At 68.1% G+C, this 17,699-nt stretch carries 14 protein-coding genes; 9 read left to right on the top strand and 5 right to left on the bottom strand.

Annotation, left to right across the window (positions count from 1 at the left end; genetic code table 11):
• The first annotated feature begins 7 nt into the window (after positions 1-7).
• The 7 genes from ACFC4D_RS26940 (at position 8) to ACFC4D_RS26910 (ending at position 7,958) form a co-directional block, all read left to right on the top strand.
• Positions 8-1,537: a PE family protein gene (locus ACFC4D_RS26940; RefSeq protein ID WP_376067655.1), complete on the top strand. Its 1,530-nt coding sequence runs from the start codon at positions 8-10 to the stop codon at positions 1,535-1,537.
• Positions 1,534-1,875, top strand: coding sequence for a hypothetical protein (locus tag ACFC4D_RS26935; RefSeq protein WP_376067653.1), 342 nt, complete (start codon positions 1,534-1,536; stop codon positions 1,873-1,875). Before ACFC4D_RS26940 ends, ACFC4D_RS26935 begins: the two co-directional genes overlap by 4 nt.
• On the top strand, positions 1,872-2,558 hold the full coding sequence (locus ACFC4D_RS26930; RefSeq protein ID WP_376067651.1) for a hypothetical protein: 687 nt from the start codon (positions 1,872-1,874) through the stop codon (positions 2,556-2,558). The genes ACFC4D_RS26935 and ACFC4D_RS26930 overlap by 4 nt, the downstream gene beginning before the upstream one ends.
• 41 nt (positions 2,559-2,599) lie before the next feature.
• Positions 2,600-2,947, top strand: a complete 348-nt coding sequence (locus tag ACFC4D_RS26925; protein WP_376067650.1) for a hypothetical protein — start codon at positions 2,600-2,602, stop codon at positions 2,945-2,947.
• A gap of 20 nt (positions 2,948-2,967) precedes the next feature.
• Entirely contained in the window at positions 2,968-3,288 is a 321-nt protein-coding gene (locus tag ACFC4D_RS26920; RefSeq protein WP_376067648.1) for a hypothetical protein, read from the top strand.
• 9 nt (positions 3,289-3,297) lie between these two features.
• On the top strand, positions 3,298-5,886 hold the full coding sequence (locus tag ACFC4D_RS26915; protein ID WP_376067647.1) for a hypothetical protein: 2,589 nt from the start codon (positions 3,298-3,300) through the stop codon (positions 5,884-5,886).
• 179 nt (positions 5,887-6,065) lie between these two features.
• Positions 6,066-7,958 (top strand): type VII secretion target, encoded by a 1,893-nt coding sequence (locus tag ACFC4D_RS26910; protein WP_376067644.1) that lies wholly within the window; start codon positions 6,066-6,068, stop codon positions 7,956-7,958.
• Between the two features lie 88 nt (positions 7,959-8,046).
• Here the strand turns inward: ACFC4D_RS26910 and ACFC4D_RS26905 are convergent, their stop codons facing one another.
• From ACFC4D_RS26905 to ACFC4D_RS26885, 5 genes are all read right to left on the bottom strand, one after another.
• Entirely contained in the window at positions 8,047-9,072 is a 1,026-nt protein-coding gene (locus tag ACFC4D_RS26905) for a hypothetical protein (RefSeq protein WP_376067642.1), read from the bottom strand.
• Positions 9,073-9,074: 2 nt separating this feature from the next.
• The gene (locus ACFC4D_RS26900; protein ID WP_376067639.1) at positions 9,075-11,279 is read right to left on the bottom strand and encodes a hypothetical protein; all 2,205 of its coding nucleotides are present in this window, start codon (positions 11,277-11,279) and stop codon (positions 9,075-9,077) included.
• A gap of 11 nt (positions 11,280-11,290) precedes the next feature.
• Complete coding sequence (locus tag ACFC4D_RS26895) at positions 11,291-12,964, bottom strand: type VII secretion target (protein WP_376067637.1); 1,674 nt, start codon at positions 12,962-12,964, stop codon at positions 11,291-11,293.
• 33 nt (positions 12,965-12,997) lie between these two features.
• On the bottom strand, positions 12,998-13,387 hold the full coding sequence (locus ACFC4D_RS26890; protein WP_376067634.1) for a hypothetical protein: 390 nt from the start codon (positions 13,385-13,387) through the stop codon (positions 12,998-13,000).
• Between the two features lie 128 nt (positions 13,388-13,515).
• Positions 13,516-14,733 carry a hypothetical protein gene (locus tag ACFC4D_RS26885; protein ID WP_376067633.1) on the bottom strand — a complete coding sequence of 406 codons (1,218 nt, stop codon included), beginning with the start codon at positions 14,731-14,733 and terminating at the stop codon, positions 13,516-13,518.
• Between the two features lie 222 nt (positions 14,734-14,955).
• Between ACFC4D_RS26885 and ACFC4D_RS26880 the strand changes: the two genes are divergently transcribed.
• Both ACFC4D_RS26880 and ACFC4D_RS26875 read left to right on the top strand, forming a co-directional pair.
• A complete protein-coding gene (locus tag ACFC4D_RS26880; protein WP_376067630.1) occupies positions 14,956-15,885 on the top strand; it encodes a C40 family peptidase in 930 nt (309 codons plus the stop codon).
• 16 nt (positions 15,886-15,901) lie between these two features.
• The gene (locus ACFC4D_RS26875; protein ID WP_376067627.1) at positions 15,902-17,698 is read left to right on the top strand and encodes a hypothetical protein; all 1,797 of its coding nucleotides are present in this window, start codon (positions 15,902-15,904) and stop codon (positions 17,696-17,698) included.
• Position 17,699: the final 1 nt, after the last annotated feature.

Raw genomic sequence — 17,699 nt, 5'->3', positions numbered from 1 at the left:
ATCCGATATGGCAATGAACGTCGACCCCCAGGAGCTGATCGCGGCCGCCTCCACCCTGTGGGGGCTGGTGCAGCGAGCTCATGCGGAGCTGCCGACCGGGTGGGTGACGCCCGCGGGTGCCGATCTGCCCTCCACCGTGGCGTCCGCCTTTCACACCGCGCACGCGGAGTCGGAGTTCAACAACCTGATCGGCATCGCGAATAAGGCCGCCCCCCACGCGCACGAGATCGGTGCCGCCGCAGTCGACTACACGCTCGCCGATGATCAAGGAGGACGAACGATCGCCGGGGCCGGAGCCGAGACGGTCAGCAATCCAGTGCCCCGGATGCCGCCGTTCGCGCCGCGCGTGGCACCGCTTCCCCCGTCGCCCGCCGGCGCGCCCGCGGTCGATCCGCTCACCTTCGCGCAACAGTTGCGCGCGGGACCGGGTCCGGGTCCGGCCCGGGCGTTCGCCAGCTCCATCCGGCAGTATCTGGACGGACCCCATCGCGATGCGGTCACCGGATTCCAGAGTCTGCTGCCGGTCATGAACAACTGGACACCCGTCGGGACGGCGGTAGCCGAGCACCTGGACTCCTTCGGACGTCAACTCGACGAAATCGGCAGCAGCATGGGCACTCTCGCCGCCAATGTCGACGAATACGCCACTGCCTTCCAGGCTGCCAAGGACCGGCATCCGACGCCGCAGGAGATTCTGGCGACTCGTAAGCGCCTATTGACCGCCATGCGCTCGAAGGACGAGGTCGCACTGGCGCAGGCGCTGGCCGAATTCAATGAGCAGAACGGGATTTCGACACAGACGCACGCCGACTACACCGGCCATGTCGGCAAGACGCTGCCCGCACCCGGTGGCACCGGCAAGCCTGGGACCGGCACGCCGGGCGATACCACCGGCGGTGCCGGGAACAAGGGCACGGGCAACGGTCAGGGCGATCAGAGCAGCAGCATGCTGATGTCGATGCTGCCGTCGCTGCTGAGCAGTCTGACCAACTCGGCAAGTTCACTGTCGCAGAACAATTCGACCTTGGGCGATGATCCGGACGGCGAGCTCGACTATCCGGGCGATTACCCCTCGGACCAATTGCCGGAACTGCCGTCCTTCACCGGTGGTGGCGGCAGTCCGGGCGGCGGTGATCCCGGATCGCCGAGCGTTCCCGACTTGACCGCCTACAACGTCGCCCAGATGCCGGGTGTCAGCGCACCCGCGACGCTCGGCAACTCCGGCCTGCCCCGTACCCCCGTCATCGAGGCGCTGCCGAACCAGTCCGCGGGCAATCCCGCTGCGCGCGCGGGCAGTTCGCCGTACATGCCCTATATGCCGATGGGCGGGGGCATGGGCGGGGCGGGTGGTCCGGGCGGCGGGGGCAATGATCGCTCTCGCGTGGTGGCCTGGCATCCGGACCGGCTCATGTACGTCGACGACACACCGCATACCGACGCGGTGATCGGTGAGAAGCCGACCATCGCCCCGACCGTGACACCCCCGACGCCGACCCATACCAATGGGGCGCCGACCAATTCCGGAGGCTCCGTATGACCGATATCCATCCCGATGTGCAGGCCGCTCTGGACGCCGCGCGCGACCTGCGCCACCGCATCGCCGATCTGCGGGAGCGGATCAACGGCATTCGCGCGCGGCGGCCCTCGCCCAGTGGTGCGGTGGTCCCGGAGGTCGATGCCATGGGTCGCCTCACAGACCTCTATTTCGCACCTGGGACCACCTCGCGCTTCGGCAATGCCGAATTGGTCGCCGAGATCATGGCCGCCATCGCCGAGAGCACCGCCGATGCCGGACGCCAGTATCAGGTCATCATGGATGTCGAGCCGTGGCCGGAAACGGTCACCGCGGATGCCCCGGCGAGCAAATCGGCATGACCGGCGCGGACATCGAACCCGATATCGACATCGAACCGGCGGTCACCGTCGCCGACACCGTGCAGTGGTTGCACGATGAGGGCCTGGCCCGGCTGGCAGTGATCGGCGGAACCGCACCCAGCCCCATCATGGCCTTCACCGTGGAGGTCGCCACCGGCACCGTCACCGCGTTTCCGGCGGCGGTCACCGGACCGGGTACCGATGTGCTGACCCTGCCCGCCGACGATCTGCCGCCGCCGGCCGGGACCGCGAAACGCCTTGTCGTGGTGGGCCTTACGGCCACGGAATCGGTGCTGGTGCTGGACCTGGCCGCCCTTCCGGCCCTGGGCATCCACGCCGATCGCCCGGAGACGACCGCGCGGGCCTGGGTGGCGCAGCTGCTGCTCGATCCGGAGATCACCATCACCACCAACAGCGCCGATTTGGCGGTCCCGGCCGGAAATCGCTGCCGGTTCACTTTCATTCCGGGTGGCGGCACCCTGCTCATGGTGGATGACAAGCGACCGCCGCTGACCACCGTGACCCTCAATCCGGCCGGTGACGGTACCGAACAACTCGATGTGGCCGAGGACGGCTCCGCGGAACTGTATCTGGGCAATCGCTTCTGGCAGCTGCGCCATGTGCTCGGCATCGGCGATCTGACCTGGGCCGCGCTCACCGCCCAGCTCGAACCGGCGGAATGACAACCGAATTCGCCACCGACAGACCAACGACAGGAGCGACCATGGACGACGATTTCGACTACGACCCGGCACCACCGCAGGCCCCGGACTGGCGCACCATGACCCACGAGGTCTTCAATCCCGATCACACCGCCGGCGCGGCCTGCAATCGGGACGGCGAGATCGTCGGACTGCACATCACCGATGAGGCCCGCGAGAACGGCGACACCTGGCTGGCCGCGGAGATTCTGCGGCTGGCTCGGCTGGCGCATCTGAAATCACGGGTGGCACTGCGTGCGGAAATGGAGTTCAACGGCACCCTGCCGCACACCATCGACTCCTTCGACCTGCCGACCGAAGCCTCCTACCGCGCCGCCGAGGCCGCCGAATTCGGCACGGCCCGGCGCTGATTCGGGAACAGGAGCCAATCGTGAGGCATCAGCTCGATATCGACGAGCCCATCGAGATCATCGCCGCAGCCGGGCGCGTTACGGCGGCGGCCACGGCGGTCACCGGCCGCGCGACCGCCGCGCTCGGCGAGCTGGCGCCCGTGGGCTCGCCGCACTGCACCCTCGACCACGCCCTGCTGGGCGTGCTGCACTGGGTCAAGTCCAGCTGCACCACCGCCGCCACCTCGGACGGCACCGGCGCCACCGCCGCACACCGATTCGTCGTGCAGGCGGCGACCGCACTCGATACCGCCGACGAACACGGCCGCGCCACCGTGCACGACTCCGGCGACCGAATCTGACCACCCCCGATGCGGCCGCACACCGAGAACCCGTACTGGAACGCCATTGTCGGCGACAACTGGCCCGGGATCGAGGACGACGCTTGGCGCACACTGGAATCCGCCGCGCGCAGGGGCGCGGCGGAAATGGATGTCACCGGGTTCGATCAGGCGCGCCGCACCTTCGACGAGCACATTCGGGTCAGTGCCGCGCTGCAACCGGTGCAGGACGCGCTCCGGGTCGAACAGCGCAGGCTCTGGGCACTGGCCGACGCCATGAATCTGGCGGCCGAACTCTTCGGGGATATGGCCGAGCTGGTTCGCCGGACCTGTGCGCGCATCCTCGACATCGTCGACTCCGCCGTGGCGGGCATCAACGCGGTGCCTCGTGAGCAGGACGAGACCGATGCCGAACGTGACGATCGGATCGCGCGCGTCGACCGGATCATTCGCAATGCCCGTGACGAGGTAGCAGCGGTGATGGCGCGCGCCACGCAACAGGCTGGGCCGCAAGGGTTTCCGGAACTATCCGCCATTGCCGATCTGCTCGGCCTGCCTGGTATGGGCGAGGTCGGGCCGGGATGGCAGCCGCACGGGACGCCGCCGCGCGGCACCTCCCGGCCCGGGCCGAAGCGTCCGCCCGGAACCGACCGCCACCGGCCCGGATCGACTGTCCCGCATCCGCATTCGGACAAGGTTCCGCTCCCGCCCGGAATGCCCCCAGGGGGCGGCCCCATTCCGATCGGCCTGCCGGTGATTCCGCCGGACGCGGATATGCCCGTCGATCGTCCCGACGGTACGCCGCCCGAGGGAGCGGTCGCGCCGGACTCGGACCGGCGCGACCGCTCGCCCGCGCCCTTCGAACCCGGTCCGAATCAGGGTGGTGGCGCGAACGGTGGCGGTGACGGCTATGGGAGCGGTGCACCGGTGTATCAGTCGCCCGCAGCCCAGCCGGGGATGCCGGGCATGTTCCCGGGAATCTCGGGCGGTGCTCCGGGTGGTGTTGCACCGCAACATTATTCGTCTGATGATTCCGCGGATTCGGGCGGCGCCACGCCGCGCGCCGAGTCGGACTCGGCGAGCACCGACTCCCACACCGCATCTGATTCCGCGCCCGCCGACCACCCCACGCCGGACAGCACCGCGGAATCGGCAGGGGGCGTGCCGGATTCGCGCGCTGACGCGGAACCCGGCCGATCTCCGGGCGCGGACCCGTTGACCGACAGCACACTGAACGCGGGAACGTCCACGCCCGGTGCGCCGATTCCCGTCGGCGGCCCGATGCCGTTCATGGCAGCCGGTCCCGTCGCCTCGGCGGGGCCCTCGGGGGTTCCGGGGGCGTCGGTGGCATCGCAGGGAGTCGTTCCGGCACAGGGGGCGAACGCGCCATCGAACGCGCCGCAGCCCGGTACCGGCGTCGGTACGGGCGCACCTCCGTCATCGGCGAACAACCCGCCTCGAACGACGGTCACCCCCGGCACCGCCGGACCACCGCCGGCCCCGGGCAGCGGTGCGGTGTCCGCACCCGCGGCGGACCATCCCGCGCGCAACCGCACCGGCCGTCCGGAGGACCGGGATGGATCGGAACCCACCGCACCCCAGCATGACCCGGCCGCGTTCCACACGGCGGTCGGCGCGGCGATGGCTGCCGCTGCCGCGCCCTCCTTCGTCCTGGGCGATCGGGTGGACGGGGACGCGGCACTCGCCCGCACCCTGCTGCGCAGCATTCTGGCCGTGGTGGACTGTTCGCCGATCGCGCCCGCCTGGGCGGTGGCGGTGGCCCGGCACGCGAGCGGTATCAGCGCTTTCGTGACCTCCAACGAGGGCCGCGGCTGGCTCCCCGCCGGGTTGTATCTGCCGCGCACCGTCTCCACCCCCTGGGTCTGGCAGGCGGCCCGCGACGCCGCCTGGGAGGGTGTGGCCGATCCCGCACGCGTGCTGATCGAATTCGGCCGGGCCTGGGGCCGGACCTCCGGGGCCGAGGTCTCGGCCGTGGCCTCATCGCTGCCGATCGATCCGATACTGCGTTCCACCCTGCCCTCGGTGCGATTCGAGGGCGAGGTCGGTCCGGCGCCGGAATTGAATCTCGGTACGCCCGCACCGGATCGGCGCGATCGACTCGAGGTGGCCGCCTCGCCACGCCTGCTCGATCGGGTCGCCGCCGTGCAGGAGCCGACGATCGCGCTGCGCAGCGCCGAACTCGCGCGCGACGCGCACACCCGGGTGACCCGGGCGATACCGGATCCCGTGCACGCCATGGGGACACCGGAGCTGCGCCGGCGCATTCTCACCGCGCTGCGCAATCGCACGCCGGTGGCGAACGACTGGTGGGAGGAATTGCGTGATGCCGATGATCTGCTCGCCGCGAGCATGGTGGAACGGCGGCTCGATGTCAGTCGAGTACCACTGGGGGAGTTGCGTTTCGACGAGAACGGCGGATCCGCGATATTGCGCGATATGCAGCTGCAGCGCCGCTGCGACGAACTGGTGCTGCTGCTGGCCGAGACACCCGATCGGCAGTGCTTGCGTGACGCGGTCTACGTGCACGCGCATCTCACCGAACATCCGCTCATCGCCTCGGCGGGTGCGGCCCAGAGTCCACCGCGGGTCAGCAGTTGAGCGCCGGTGAGAGTCGCCGGTGGCAGGCCCCGGCCCATCGGGGCCTGCCACCGGACTCGCCGAATGGACTGTGGCGAACCGCGGTTCGCGGACTTCAGACAGAACCTTAGAGACTTCCCATGGGTGGGAAGGCTCGACAATTGTCGAATCGCCGAGGGCGGAAGGGAGTTCGATTCAACGTGGCCGACAGAGTGCACATCGATCCTGCGGTTCTCCGCCAACTCGCGGTGCAGCACCGCAAGGTCGGCGATGACACCGTGGAATGGGCGAAGCCGCCCTCGGATTGGCTCGAAGCCTTTCCGCACACCTACGGCACCATCGCCAGCCCCGTCCTCGACGCGCTGACGCGGTACTACAACGCCAGACAGCAGGCGGGCAACGCCCTTGCCGCACAGCACTATCGGACCGCTGACGAACTGAATGCCTCCGCCGACGCGTATGAGGCCGCCGATCACGACAGCGCGACCGCGGTCCACCAGGCCGGGGACAACCTCGGCCACCGAGGAACGCCGGCACCGGTACCCGCGCCCACCCAGCCTGGCGCGCAGACGCCGGGCGATCCGTCCAATACCGGTCCCGGGCAGCGGGTTCCGGGCGGCAACGACACGAACGCACCGGGCGGGCAGGACACCTCGCCGATCGCCGCCCCGGGTACCACCACCGGCGGCACCCCCGCGCCCGCCGGTATGCCCGGCGGCGCGCAGGCCACCCCCGGGACCTCCGGAGCGCCGTTCGCACCGGCCGCCTCGGCGACCGATCCGGGCTCGTCCAACACCACCGGACGCGATGTGCTGTCCGGAACCCCCGCGAACGCACCACAACCCGGTGCGGTCACCGCGCCCACCGGAACCGGTATGGCACCCATCCTCAGCGGCTCCGGTGGCGACTCGGGGCAGAACACCACCACCCCGGGAACGGGCGTGCCCGCCGACGCCGTGCCGACGCTCGTCCCGACCCCGTTCGCGGCGGCGGTCGCCGCGGCCAAGGATCGGGAAACCGGTCCGGCCAATGTGGTGAACGAGGCCGTCAACGAGGATCTGGTCATCGCCCGCACCCTGCTCGCGGCGGTGCTGGCGGCCGTCGACGAGCCGATCATCGGCTTGGCCTGGGCGGTCTCGGTCATGCGCGGTCCCACCGGGATCGGCGTCTTCATCACCAGCAACGAGGGCCGCGGCTGGCTGCCCGCCGGTCTCTACCTGCCGCGTGAGGTCTCGACCCCGTGGCTGTGGGACGAAATGGTCGGCACCGAACAGACCTGGCCGTGGGAGGGCGTCGCCGATCCCGCGCGCGTGCTCGCGGAGTTCGCGCGCGCCTGGGGCGCCACCACCGAATCCAGCCTGACCGCCCTGGTGTCGTCCGGCTCGATCGATTCCAGCCTGCGCGCACAGCTACCCGATACGGCCGTGGAGGGCATGGTCCCGCCCGCCTACGACGTCGATCTGCGCACGGCCGGACCCGGCACCGCCGACCGACTGGCCCTCGCGGCCTCCATACCCGCCCTGGAAAGCGTTGGGGCGGTCGCTGATTCGGCTATCCATCGGCGGCGCACCGAACTCGCGGAACAGGCACACGCCGAGGTCGGCCGCACCACCGCAACCCCGGCCGAGGCGGTCACGGCCCGTGCGCTGCGCACCCGCGTGCTGGCCCTGCTGCACGACAACCAGCAGGTACCCGCACAACTGTGGCAGGAATTGCGCGACGCCGACGATCTACTGGCGGCCAGCATGCTCTCCCGCCGAGTCGACGCGGGCCGAGTCGGCCTGGGCCAGCTCCGCATCGAAGACCAAGCGGAAGCCCTGCGCGCCATGGTATTCGAACGCCGCTGCACCGAACTGACCCTCTTACTCGCGGACCAGCCCACCCGCCAGGGCCTCCGAGACGCGGTCTACGCCCACGAACAAATCCTGGGCCACCCGCTCTTCGCCGCCATGCCCGTCGCAGCGACAACCACCGCCGCAGAACAGGTCACGACGGTCGACACCATCAGCACCCGGGTCGCCCCGCCCGCCGTCAGCGCGGGCCCGCCCAGCGGGGTCACGGTGGCTCCAGCCGAGGATCGGGTAAACGGATAAGGGGCAGTGTATGTATCAGGAGTCCCGGGCCACCCGGGACTCCTGATGATATGCGCCGGAGGGTGCCGCGCACCGCGCCTACGCAGGCTCAGGCGGCGTTCCAGATAGGTGTGCCGTAGACGTTGAGTTTGTCGATGCCGTCCCCGGCCGAGCAGCTCAGTCCCACCACCGAATAGCGCCATCCGGCGCCGATCGAAGCGGCCGCCGAAGTCAGAGCGTCCACGGCTCTCGTGCTGCCGTGGTGGCGGGCAGCTAGCTCGTGCACGAGCGCGGTCAGGTCGCCGCCACGGTGCGGACCGAGATGCAGTGCGAAAATCGGAACATCACCGCGCCGACCACAGCAGATCACGATCGGGAACTGATGCAGGGTGGCGGCATCCGCACCACATCGAACCACCTCGGACAGCACTTCCCACGCTGGATTTCCGAAATGGCTCACAACTTTCATGGGCGTGGCGATATCGCCGTACCGAGCTCTGAGATAGATCTTGTGGGTGCGGACGCCATGCTTGTCGATTTCGATTGCGGCGAAATACGGTTCGACGAAACCGTCGCGCGCGGGGACCGATATCGATTCGGCGAACTCGGGGAAGGCGGCGCACAACCGGGGCAGCGCGCCCGGTGCGGTCAGCAGGCTACCGTACAGCTTGAGACCCAACGCGCCATCGGCACCGCCGAGGTGATGTGCCACCCCGAGCCACGTGGCAAAACCGTGCCGCGCGGAGACCTCGGCTGGATTCGGATACAGCGCGGTGACGAAGGATCGCAGCGTAGTCGTTACCGCCACAGCGTTATTCGGCATCGATCCGGCGAGCGCGTCGATAGCGGCGAGCTGTGCGCCGAGGCGTAACTCGAAGTCCGCGTGCCTGGTCCCGGTTTCCACCACATAGCGCAGAGCCGGCGTCACCCGTCCATGACCGCCGGTCACACTGGCTTCGAACGGAATTCCGGTGACGGACAGCGTGCTCGTGGGGAATCCGTCGGCGGCCCGCCCGCTGAGCTGCCCACCGCAAACGCGATCGAGTATGGCGCGGATCGACTCCGGACGGCGTTCCAGCCCCAGCATATCGGCCGCGGCGACCAGGAAGTCGCCCGCGGCTGCGGCCGGTTCCACCCTCAGATCTCCCCGCTGGGACCCGTCGGCGGGGTGGTCGCCGGGACCACCCCGGGTGCCGCCGGTGCGGAGACCTTGGGCGGGTCAGCGGGTTTCGTATCGGGCGGGACCTGCCCGGCGGTGTCAAGATCGGCTCCGGTGGGATGGAAGTACCCCTGGAACTCACCGAACTCGGCACGCAGCCCGGCCGGCATGTTGTTCGGGTCGAACCGAACCAGGTGGCCGTCCTCGACCGGACCTAGTTGACCGTTGATGATGATCTGCGGACCGTTATCGGTCATCACAACCAGGGCGCTGTGATTCGCCCACTGGACGACGTCACCGGTATGCAGTTCTCCGGCGACGACCTGCTTCCAGGGCGTGCCGGGAGTGGATGCGCCGGGCGTGCCGTCGTACGCGGCACGCGCATCGCACAGGTTCGGGTTGTTGATCTCCTTGTTCATGGCGTCGGCGATCACCGGAGACACCGCTTGGGTCCCATTCAGGCCCGGAATCGTCATGTCCACCAAAGGCTTCGCGCCATTGGCCGCAGGCGGCGGAGTCGTCGGGGTGGCCGTGACCGTCGGTTGCCCGGGCGCTCCCGGGGCCGCGGGTGCTCCGGGGGTAGTGCTGCCGGGGGCGCTGGGATTCTGCTCGGGGCGGCGACGTCGTTCGTCCCTGTCGTTCTGGTTTGCGCCGGGGTCCTGATTCTTGTTCTGCTGCGCCATGGCCATCATCATCATCAGCGTGCTCGGATCCATGCCCGAGCCGCCGCCGCTGCTGCCGCCCGTGTTTCCACCCGAATAACCTCCGGTATTCGCGCCGGCGGTCGTGCCCGGGGTGTACACGGCGGGAGTGGCGGTCGCACCCTGTTCGATGCGGTCGATAGCCGCATCGATCTTGTCGACAGCCGGATTCGTGGCGGTATCGGTTGGGGTCGTGGTGCTATCGACCGGAGTGGTCGCGGGGTTCGTCGGATCCGCGCTCGGATCGGCTGTGGTTTTGCCACCCGGGCCCGCCCCGAGCGCATCGTTGAAGAGGGCGCTGTAGTCGGTGTTCGGCGTGGTGGGTCCCGGTGTGGGGGTGGTATCCGGCCCGGGGCCGGGGCCCGGCGTAGCAGCCGGGCCAGGTCCCGGTCCGGGTGTTGCCGGTGTGTGTGGTGGTGCGGGCTTGTCGGGAGGAGGCGGGAGTTTCTCGGCGTCCTTCAGAAACTCCTTGGCTGCCTCGGCGTACTTCTCATCCCACCTCGTGGCGAGGTCTTTGAGGGGCTTGACATAGTACTGCTGCTCCGCCTGCGGGGTCAGAAAGAACTTGTCCTTGTCCGCTTCCGGGGTCTTGTAGAGATCATTGTTCGCTGTATTCCGCTCGAACCAGACCTCTGTGGTCGGATCATCATGCGGGTGCGGGATCTTCTTGATCAACTTGTCGCCGTCACGCGACCACCCTTCCAATACGGTACCGAGTATCTTCTGGGCCTCTCCAACCATTCCTACCAGGTCGGTGAAGAGCTTCTTTCCCTTTATTTCGGTATCGAATGTCGCGTCGGTGGCAATTTTGTGCTGGTTGTTATAGTCCGTCTGGCGCGCGTCCAGCTTTCCTTTGAGGGCTTCATGCGCCGCTCTGATATCCGACCAGCCATCCACGGTCGTTGATCGCTGGTCGCCGACCAGTACCGGAGAGAACTCGGGCGGAGCCGTCTTCGGAGTGTGCAGTCCAAGCGAGTCGAGATCCCATTGCATGGTGAATTGGGTGTCCTGCACCAGGGCCGCTAATTGCGCACTGCCGCCGTCCGGCGGTTGCAGTGTCACCAATACGATATGTTTCCCGAAATCCGGAATGCCGGTCGCTGGGTCATGTTTGCCGAACACCGGTTTGTCGGCATCGGCTTCCGCCTTCTGCTTGGCATCGATTACCGGCTTCGGATAATCGTGCTGTACCGCGGTGAGGAGATTGGCGTAGTTGGGGTCGTCCCTGATTTCCTTGGGTACCTTGTTGAAGAGGCTAGTCTTCAAGTTGTAGTACCCGTTGTCGCTCTTGTAGTCCAACTGGGTCCAGGCGTACGCGAGCTCTTCCGAGTTCATGCCATTGAGTTTCTTGGCGGCGTCCGCAGCCTGTTTCTCGGTGAATCCCCAAGGATCGGATCCCCAGTTCCAGGGCATGGCGCCCTCATGGGAATCGCAATCGTTCTTCATCTGCTTGACGATGTCGTCGATCTTCGGCTTGTCCACGGGTGGCACCATCAGCCGGTCCTCTCCATTTCGGAGGCAAGGGAGCGCGCCGATTCATCTGGCATCAGCGGATGATCGGCGATCTGGTCACTGGTATAGAGCATGTCCCGCAGTGTTTGGTGCGTCGGTGCGACGAGGGTCGACAACCGCAGCAATTCGTCGACTCGGCGTGCGATGAACGCCTCATGCGAGGTAATCGCTCCGTCATGTCCGCGGGCCCGGGTTTGCCGGGCACGCGCCAACGCCAGGCACGTGGTCTGAATCTCCGCATCGGACAGCAGTTCCGCCCGTCGTTGTGATTCATCGGATCCGCCCGCCGTTAGCCGGTCGACGAGTCCGCCACCGGGCCGGGAGAAGTCGGCGTCGGCGTCCGCCGCCGATACCCGATCGATGGTGGCGGTGTCGGGGGCGAGAGTTGTGCGCAGGGCTGCGGGGATGTCCGTGGATGACGCCAGCGCGCTGATGCGAAGGTATGAGCCGTCCTGCCCGGCGATCGCGACGAACTCATGGAGCGTATGTGCAGGGTCATCATTTCCGACCAGTGCCGAGGCGGTCCGCAGATCGGCGTCGCGGAAGTCGAAATACCATCGCCACGGGACGATGACCTCGGCGGGGAGGTACAAGCCCGGCGGCAGCCAGCCGCGTCCCGCCGTGGAGGTCAACAGCAGAACAGGTCCCCTGCGGGACACCGCGACCGCGGTCGCCCACTCGACGTCGGGTTCCGAATCACCAACTGCGGCAAGGACAGCAGCGAGCAAGGTGCGCGCGAGCGTCAGGTCGTCGTGCACCGTATCGCCCACCACGAGTGAGGGGCGCGGCTTGTCTCGCCCAGCGTGCGCCGATGCGTTGAGTGGACCGGACGGCAGCGGTCCGGGCGGCGGCCCACTCGACGACGCTCCGGGCGTGAATACCCGTTGATTCGGGGTCATAGCCGGTGTGTTGAGTCCGCCGATCTGCCGTGAGGCGGTTCCAGGTGCGGCCGTGCGCGGCTGCTGGGTGGCGGCGGCCGCGATACCGGTCCCCGCCGGGAGGACCCCGGGCCGCATCGCGGCGCCAGGCCCGGCCGCGGTCGCGGGCAATGGGAATCCCGTGGGCGAAATGGATCCGGTGGGAGCGGCCGGAACGCCGGCAGCGAGTGGTGCACCCGCCGACGCCAGACTGACGGGCGGTGCGGCGCCCGGACTCTGCGGCAAGTTCGACGCAGTCGTCAGTGGAGCGACGGGTGCGCTCTGGCCGGGGACGGTCGGAGTGGAGGTAACCGGCTGTCCGGGTGGGACCTGGTTGACCAGCGACGGTTGAATTGTCATCGGAGCCGGGAGGGCGGTGTCGGGCGTGCCCGTTCCGTGCTGACCACCGTGCGCGGTGTCGAAGCCCTTGCCGCCGGCATGACCGATCTGCTGTCGGCCATGGTCATCATGTTGTTCGAGTTCCTCTGCGGCCCTCAGCAATTGATCGCGAGTCTGCTCGTTTCTGCGGGCCAAGCGTTCGGCCTTCTCGTGCCGGTCGTTGTAGTAGTCGACCAGTGCCCCGTACATCGGATCGGCGATGGTGCCGTGGGTGTCGGGGAACTCGTCGAGCCAAGCCTGCGGGATCGTGCCCCATTTGCGCAGGTCCGCCGCGAGCAAATTGTGCTGTTCCGCGGATCTGCGGAGATCATCGGGCTCGACGGCGAGATAGTCGGCCATACTCGGTTATCCCTCCCTCCCATTTTGTCCGAATCATTCGTCCGACTTCCCGAACTGGGGATCCCTGAAGCTGCTGCCTCCGTTGGCCCGCCAGTCCCGCATGACCTCGGCGAGTGGGCGCGGCAGCAGTGCCGGATCGTTCATGGTGAGGTGGTACCTGCGTTTCGCGTCGGCGGTGCTCTCGGTGATGGCGGCCATGAGTTCCGCGACCAGCTGGACACTGTCGAATCTGTCGCAGGTGCCGGGCGCCAGGTATAGATCGCGGAGGCGGCCGCGGGTATCGACTTCGGGAATGATCAGCCCGGAGGGGGAGGGACGGCGAGCGACGATTTCCTCGGCCCGTTCCTGCATGGCATCCATGCGGTGTCGCAATTCCCGCTTCATCGCGAGTCCCGCACGCACGTCGGGGTGAAGTTCTCTCATCGGTCCTCGTTCGTCGGCGGACTGCTCCTCAGCATGCGTCACCGCGCGGAGGGCGGCCTCCCAGTCGTGGGAAGGTTTGGGCCGGAACAAGAATGGGATAGCTTGCCGCGCAAGCTATCCCATCGAGGTCATGCTCCCGCGGAACCCGTACGCGGAGGGGGAGGCGGCGGTGGCGGGGGAGGCGGACCACCCGGTGGGGAATCCGCACCCGCCACGGGTATGGTGGCCCCGGCCGGTTGCCCGGTCGCGCCGGGATCGCCACCGGGGACGGGTGCACCGGGCCCACCCGGAGGTGCGCCACCTGGAGCCGGGGCTCCGGGAGCGGCGGGGGCCGTCGCGCCAGGTGGCGGAACACCGGGGGAGTTGGGCGCACCGGCTCCGGGAGGTGGCGGACCGTCCGGATGCTGGCGGTCGTCGTGCCGGTCGTCCTTGTTGTTCATCTTGTCGACCAGCTGTAGGGCAGAGGGCAGCAGGCTGGCGCCCAGCATCGGAATCATCATGAGCGCCTGCATGATTCCGGAACCACCGTCGCCTCCGCCTCCGCCTCCGCTACCGCTCGCGCCCGGCTGCTGTTGCTGTCCGCCGCCGGGGTTCCCACCCTGCTGGTTTCCGCCGCCGGAGTTCCCGCCGGGATTTCCGCCCTGATTGCCCCCGCCGGACATCTGCAGATTGTCCTGAGCGACTTTGGTGACCAGTTTGTACACGTCGTCGACCGTGGTGGCGATCCGGTCCATCAGTTCCATCTCGTCGGTGGGCTGCAGCTTGGCCGCGGTCTTGCGGTTCAGCGCGGTCACCAGTTCTGCGACCAGATGTTTGATCCTGGCCAGCACACGGTCCTTGTCGGCCGACATCACATTGGCCACATCGAGGACCTTGTCATCCATGCTCAACAGCGCGGCCTGGCGGGCATCGACCGCGTCGAGGGTCTTGCGATACTGCTCATTGGCCTTGCCCTCGCCAAGGTTCTTGTAGACGACCGAGGTCAGGAGGTCGTCGACCTTGGGAGGCGGGAAGGTCGTTCCGCGACCGAGCAGGTCGACCGCGGTCTGGAGTGCGGCCTCGGCCATGGCGATGAAGCTCTTGAGCGCGGGCGAGGCGCCCGAGGGGACGGGCAGGTGCGGAATCGTCCAGTAGTGCTTGCCGATTCCCGAAGGCCGCGTATCCCGGCCGGTCTTGGCGGGAAGGGTGCGCGCCGCGATCGGCGTGCCGAGGTCATCGGTGTCGGCGGGCAGGGTCCGGGCGCCGTCCGAGGTAGCGGGCAGGGTCCGAGCGTCATTCGTCGCGCCCGGCAGGGTGAAGATGTTCGCCGGGCTCGCCGTGGTTTCCCCGTCGGTCGTGTCCGCCATATACGTCGCTTCCGTCGTCATCGCCGCTGGCACCCGCCTCCCTGTTGATCTGACTCATTGTCCGGTGTTCCCCGAGGTGGGAATGCGCGCGACGGCCGGTCATGCATAGTCGACGGACGGCTTCGGCCGATCCGCAACCGCGTGCTGTCCGGAATCGCCTGGGCAGCGCGAGGATCGGGAATACGACGGACGCTCGGTGAGGCACGAAGGCGGGTGGCGCGAATGGCGACGGTTCTGGCCGATGACCTGAGCGGGGTGCTGAAGTCATTGCTCGGTCTGTACGGAGAGGGTGCGCCCGATCCCGTGCAGATGGCGAATCCGGTTGTGCTCGACCGTGATACGAGTGATCACGCGGGGTTCGGAGTCACCGGATACTCCGGTGCTCGCGGTATGCACGTATCGATCGCGGACTCGCACGAGAGCAAGGACAGTGTGGTGCGGCAGGCGGTCGCGGCGTCCGGGGGAAATACCTCCGACGGCCGCAATCACCTCACCCATCAGATCTCCGATCTGCAATCGCGCATCCAGGCCATCGCCGGAATCCGCGATACCCGATTCAGTGGTCCGGCACTGCTGGACGCGGTACAGACCACCATTACCAAGGCCACCCAGCAGGTCGACCGGGATACCATCGCCGCGCGTAAGCTCGCCGCGCAGATCATGCCTCCCGCCGCGCCGAAAGCCATAACCAATTGGTCGGATTCGCCTCGGCGCGGGCGACCGCGACCGCGACTACGCACGCGACGGCGCCCGCGCGTCTCCGGTAACGGCACCGCGGGCAGCAATGCCGTGCTCGCGGCGAGCAATTGGCTCGGCACCCGATATGTCTGGGGTGGTGGCGGCGCGGGCGGGCCCAGTGGCGGCGGCTTCGACTGCTCGGGTTTGACCCAGTACGCCATCGCTCAGGCTTCGCAGGGCCAGGTGATCTTGCCCCGCACCACCTATGAGCAGATCCACAGCGGCGTCCGCATTCCGGTGTCCGAGGCCCGGCCCGGTGATCTGGTCTTCCCCTCCGGTTCATTCAGCTCGCGGGGCCCCGAGCATGTGCAGTTGGCCGCCGGGAACGGCATGGTCATCGAGGCGCCCTACACCGGGTCGACGGTCAAATGGTCGCGAATGTCGAGCCAGGCCGTCGTCGTGCGCGTGCTCTGAGTCGCGGTAGGCGGACATGGCCATCGAGATTCCGCACGAGGTGGCGCTGTTCCTCAATTACGCGGGTGTCCCGTACCCGGACATCAACGAGGATCAGGTCCGTGAATTAGCCACGCACGTAAGGAATTTCGCGAGCAAGGTGCGCGGCACCCACGATGCCGCGACCGGTGCGATCAAGGAGATGAACGGCGTCTGGTCCGGCTACTCCTACGAGCAGCTGCTCACGGTCTGGGCCCGCATGAGCGCGACCCATATGGCCGAGCTCGATCGTGCCTGCAAGGTCGTGGCGGTTGCGCTGAACACCGCCGCCGACGTGATCGTCGTGACCAAGGTGGCGGTGCTGGGCGAGCTGGCCGCCATGGCCACGACCTATCTCGCCGCCATGGCAGGAACTTTCGCCACGGGTGGTCTCTCCGCCGTTGTGGCACAGTCGCTTCCGGCTATGGCGAGCAAACTCGTCTCGGTCATGGAACAGGTGCTGATCGCCTATATCCTCGCCGAGGTACTCGGCAAGGCGATCGAACCGCTGGGTGATCTCATCGAGCGCATGGTCGGTGGCGCACTGCACGCCGCCGTGGTGGACATGCTGGATCTGCCTCCGTCGCCGAGCAGTTCGACGACCCAGCCGATGCGGATCGAGCCGGATGAGGTGCTGCGCTACGCGGATCTGCTCGATTCCTACGCCGACGAAATGCTCTCGCATGCCAAGGATTTCGCCGATCGGGTGGGCGGATTGGATTTCACCACCGCCAGCGGCCGGGACCTGGAGGACGCCGCGGGCGATCCCGGTCCCAATTCGCTGGCGGGCACGGTTCCACACGTGCCCGGCTCGACGCCCGCGTCCGATCTACCCACGCGGCCGATGCCCCAGGAATACCCTGCGGCGCGGTTCGAATCCGGCGTACGCACCCCGTCCGATACCGGCCGACCCGTCGAACCGAGCCGGGCCCCATCGGAGTCGAGTGCGAGGCCGACTCTGCCCGCGAACGCTCCCGGAGTGAATCCCGCGACTCGTCCCGGGGTGAGTACGTCGGCGCCCGAGCGAGTTTCGGCAGGAAGCAATCCATACGTATCCGCCCCGAAGTCGGCTGCGCCGGTGGCACCTTCGCCGATGTCCCAGCCGAGTAGCTCGCCATGGCGGGAGAATTCCGGAACCCCTCGGGAACCGTCTGTCATCGAATCGTCTCCGAGCTCCGACGCGCGCGCCAATCAATCGACGGCGGCGGTACCGAGCGCCGAACCCATCGAGAGCCCCGGTGCGGCAACGTCTTCCGGCGCTGTGCCGAGCTCGTCGCAAGTCACCGTCCCCACCCCCTCCTCGGCCGAGGAACGAATGATCCTCGGCCCGGATCCCACCGCCGACACGTTGGCGGCGGGCGGTCAGGACCGCGAATCAGCCGTGCGCCAACCGGATCCGATGGGTTCGGGCGTCCCGGCGAACCTTCGTCAGGGCACCAATCCCTGGGGCGGCCCCTTGCCCCGCAGGCGATCAGCGCGAGCGGCCCGTGCTGCACAGCGGGAGCGGCCCACTATCGCGGCATCGGACTCGCGGACGCCCGAGCGCGGTATAGCGGCGACGCCCGAGCGTGGTGTCGTTCCGGCCGCCGATCGTGGCGTTACCGCTACACCCTGGTCGAAACGAGTGCGCGACTCCGACTCCGCTACAAAGGTTTTCACCCCCGAGGCGTCCTCGCCCGCGCCACCGGTCCCGGCACCGCTTCGGCCGCGGAAGGCCAGGGCTCGCCGCGACGATCCTGCGGGCGGCCCTGATATGCCTCAGGATCGGGCCTCCGAGCGACGAGGCGAGCGCTGAG

The organism is Nocardia sp. NPDC056000 (genome assembly GCF_042269265.1).
Taxonomy (GTDB): Bacteria; Actinomycetota; Actinomycetes; order Mycobacteriales; family Mycobacteriaceae; genus Nocardia.
The sequence above is the reverse complement of the archived record's forward strand: the minus strand, read 5'-3'. Positions and strand labels throughout refer to the sequence as shown.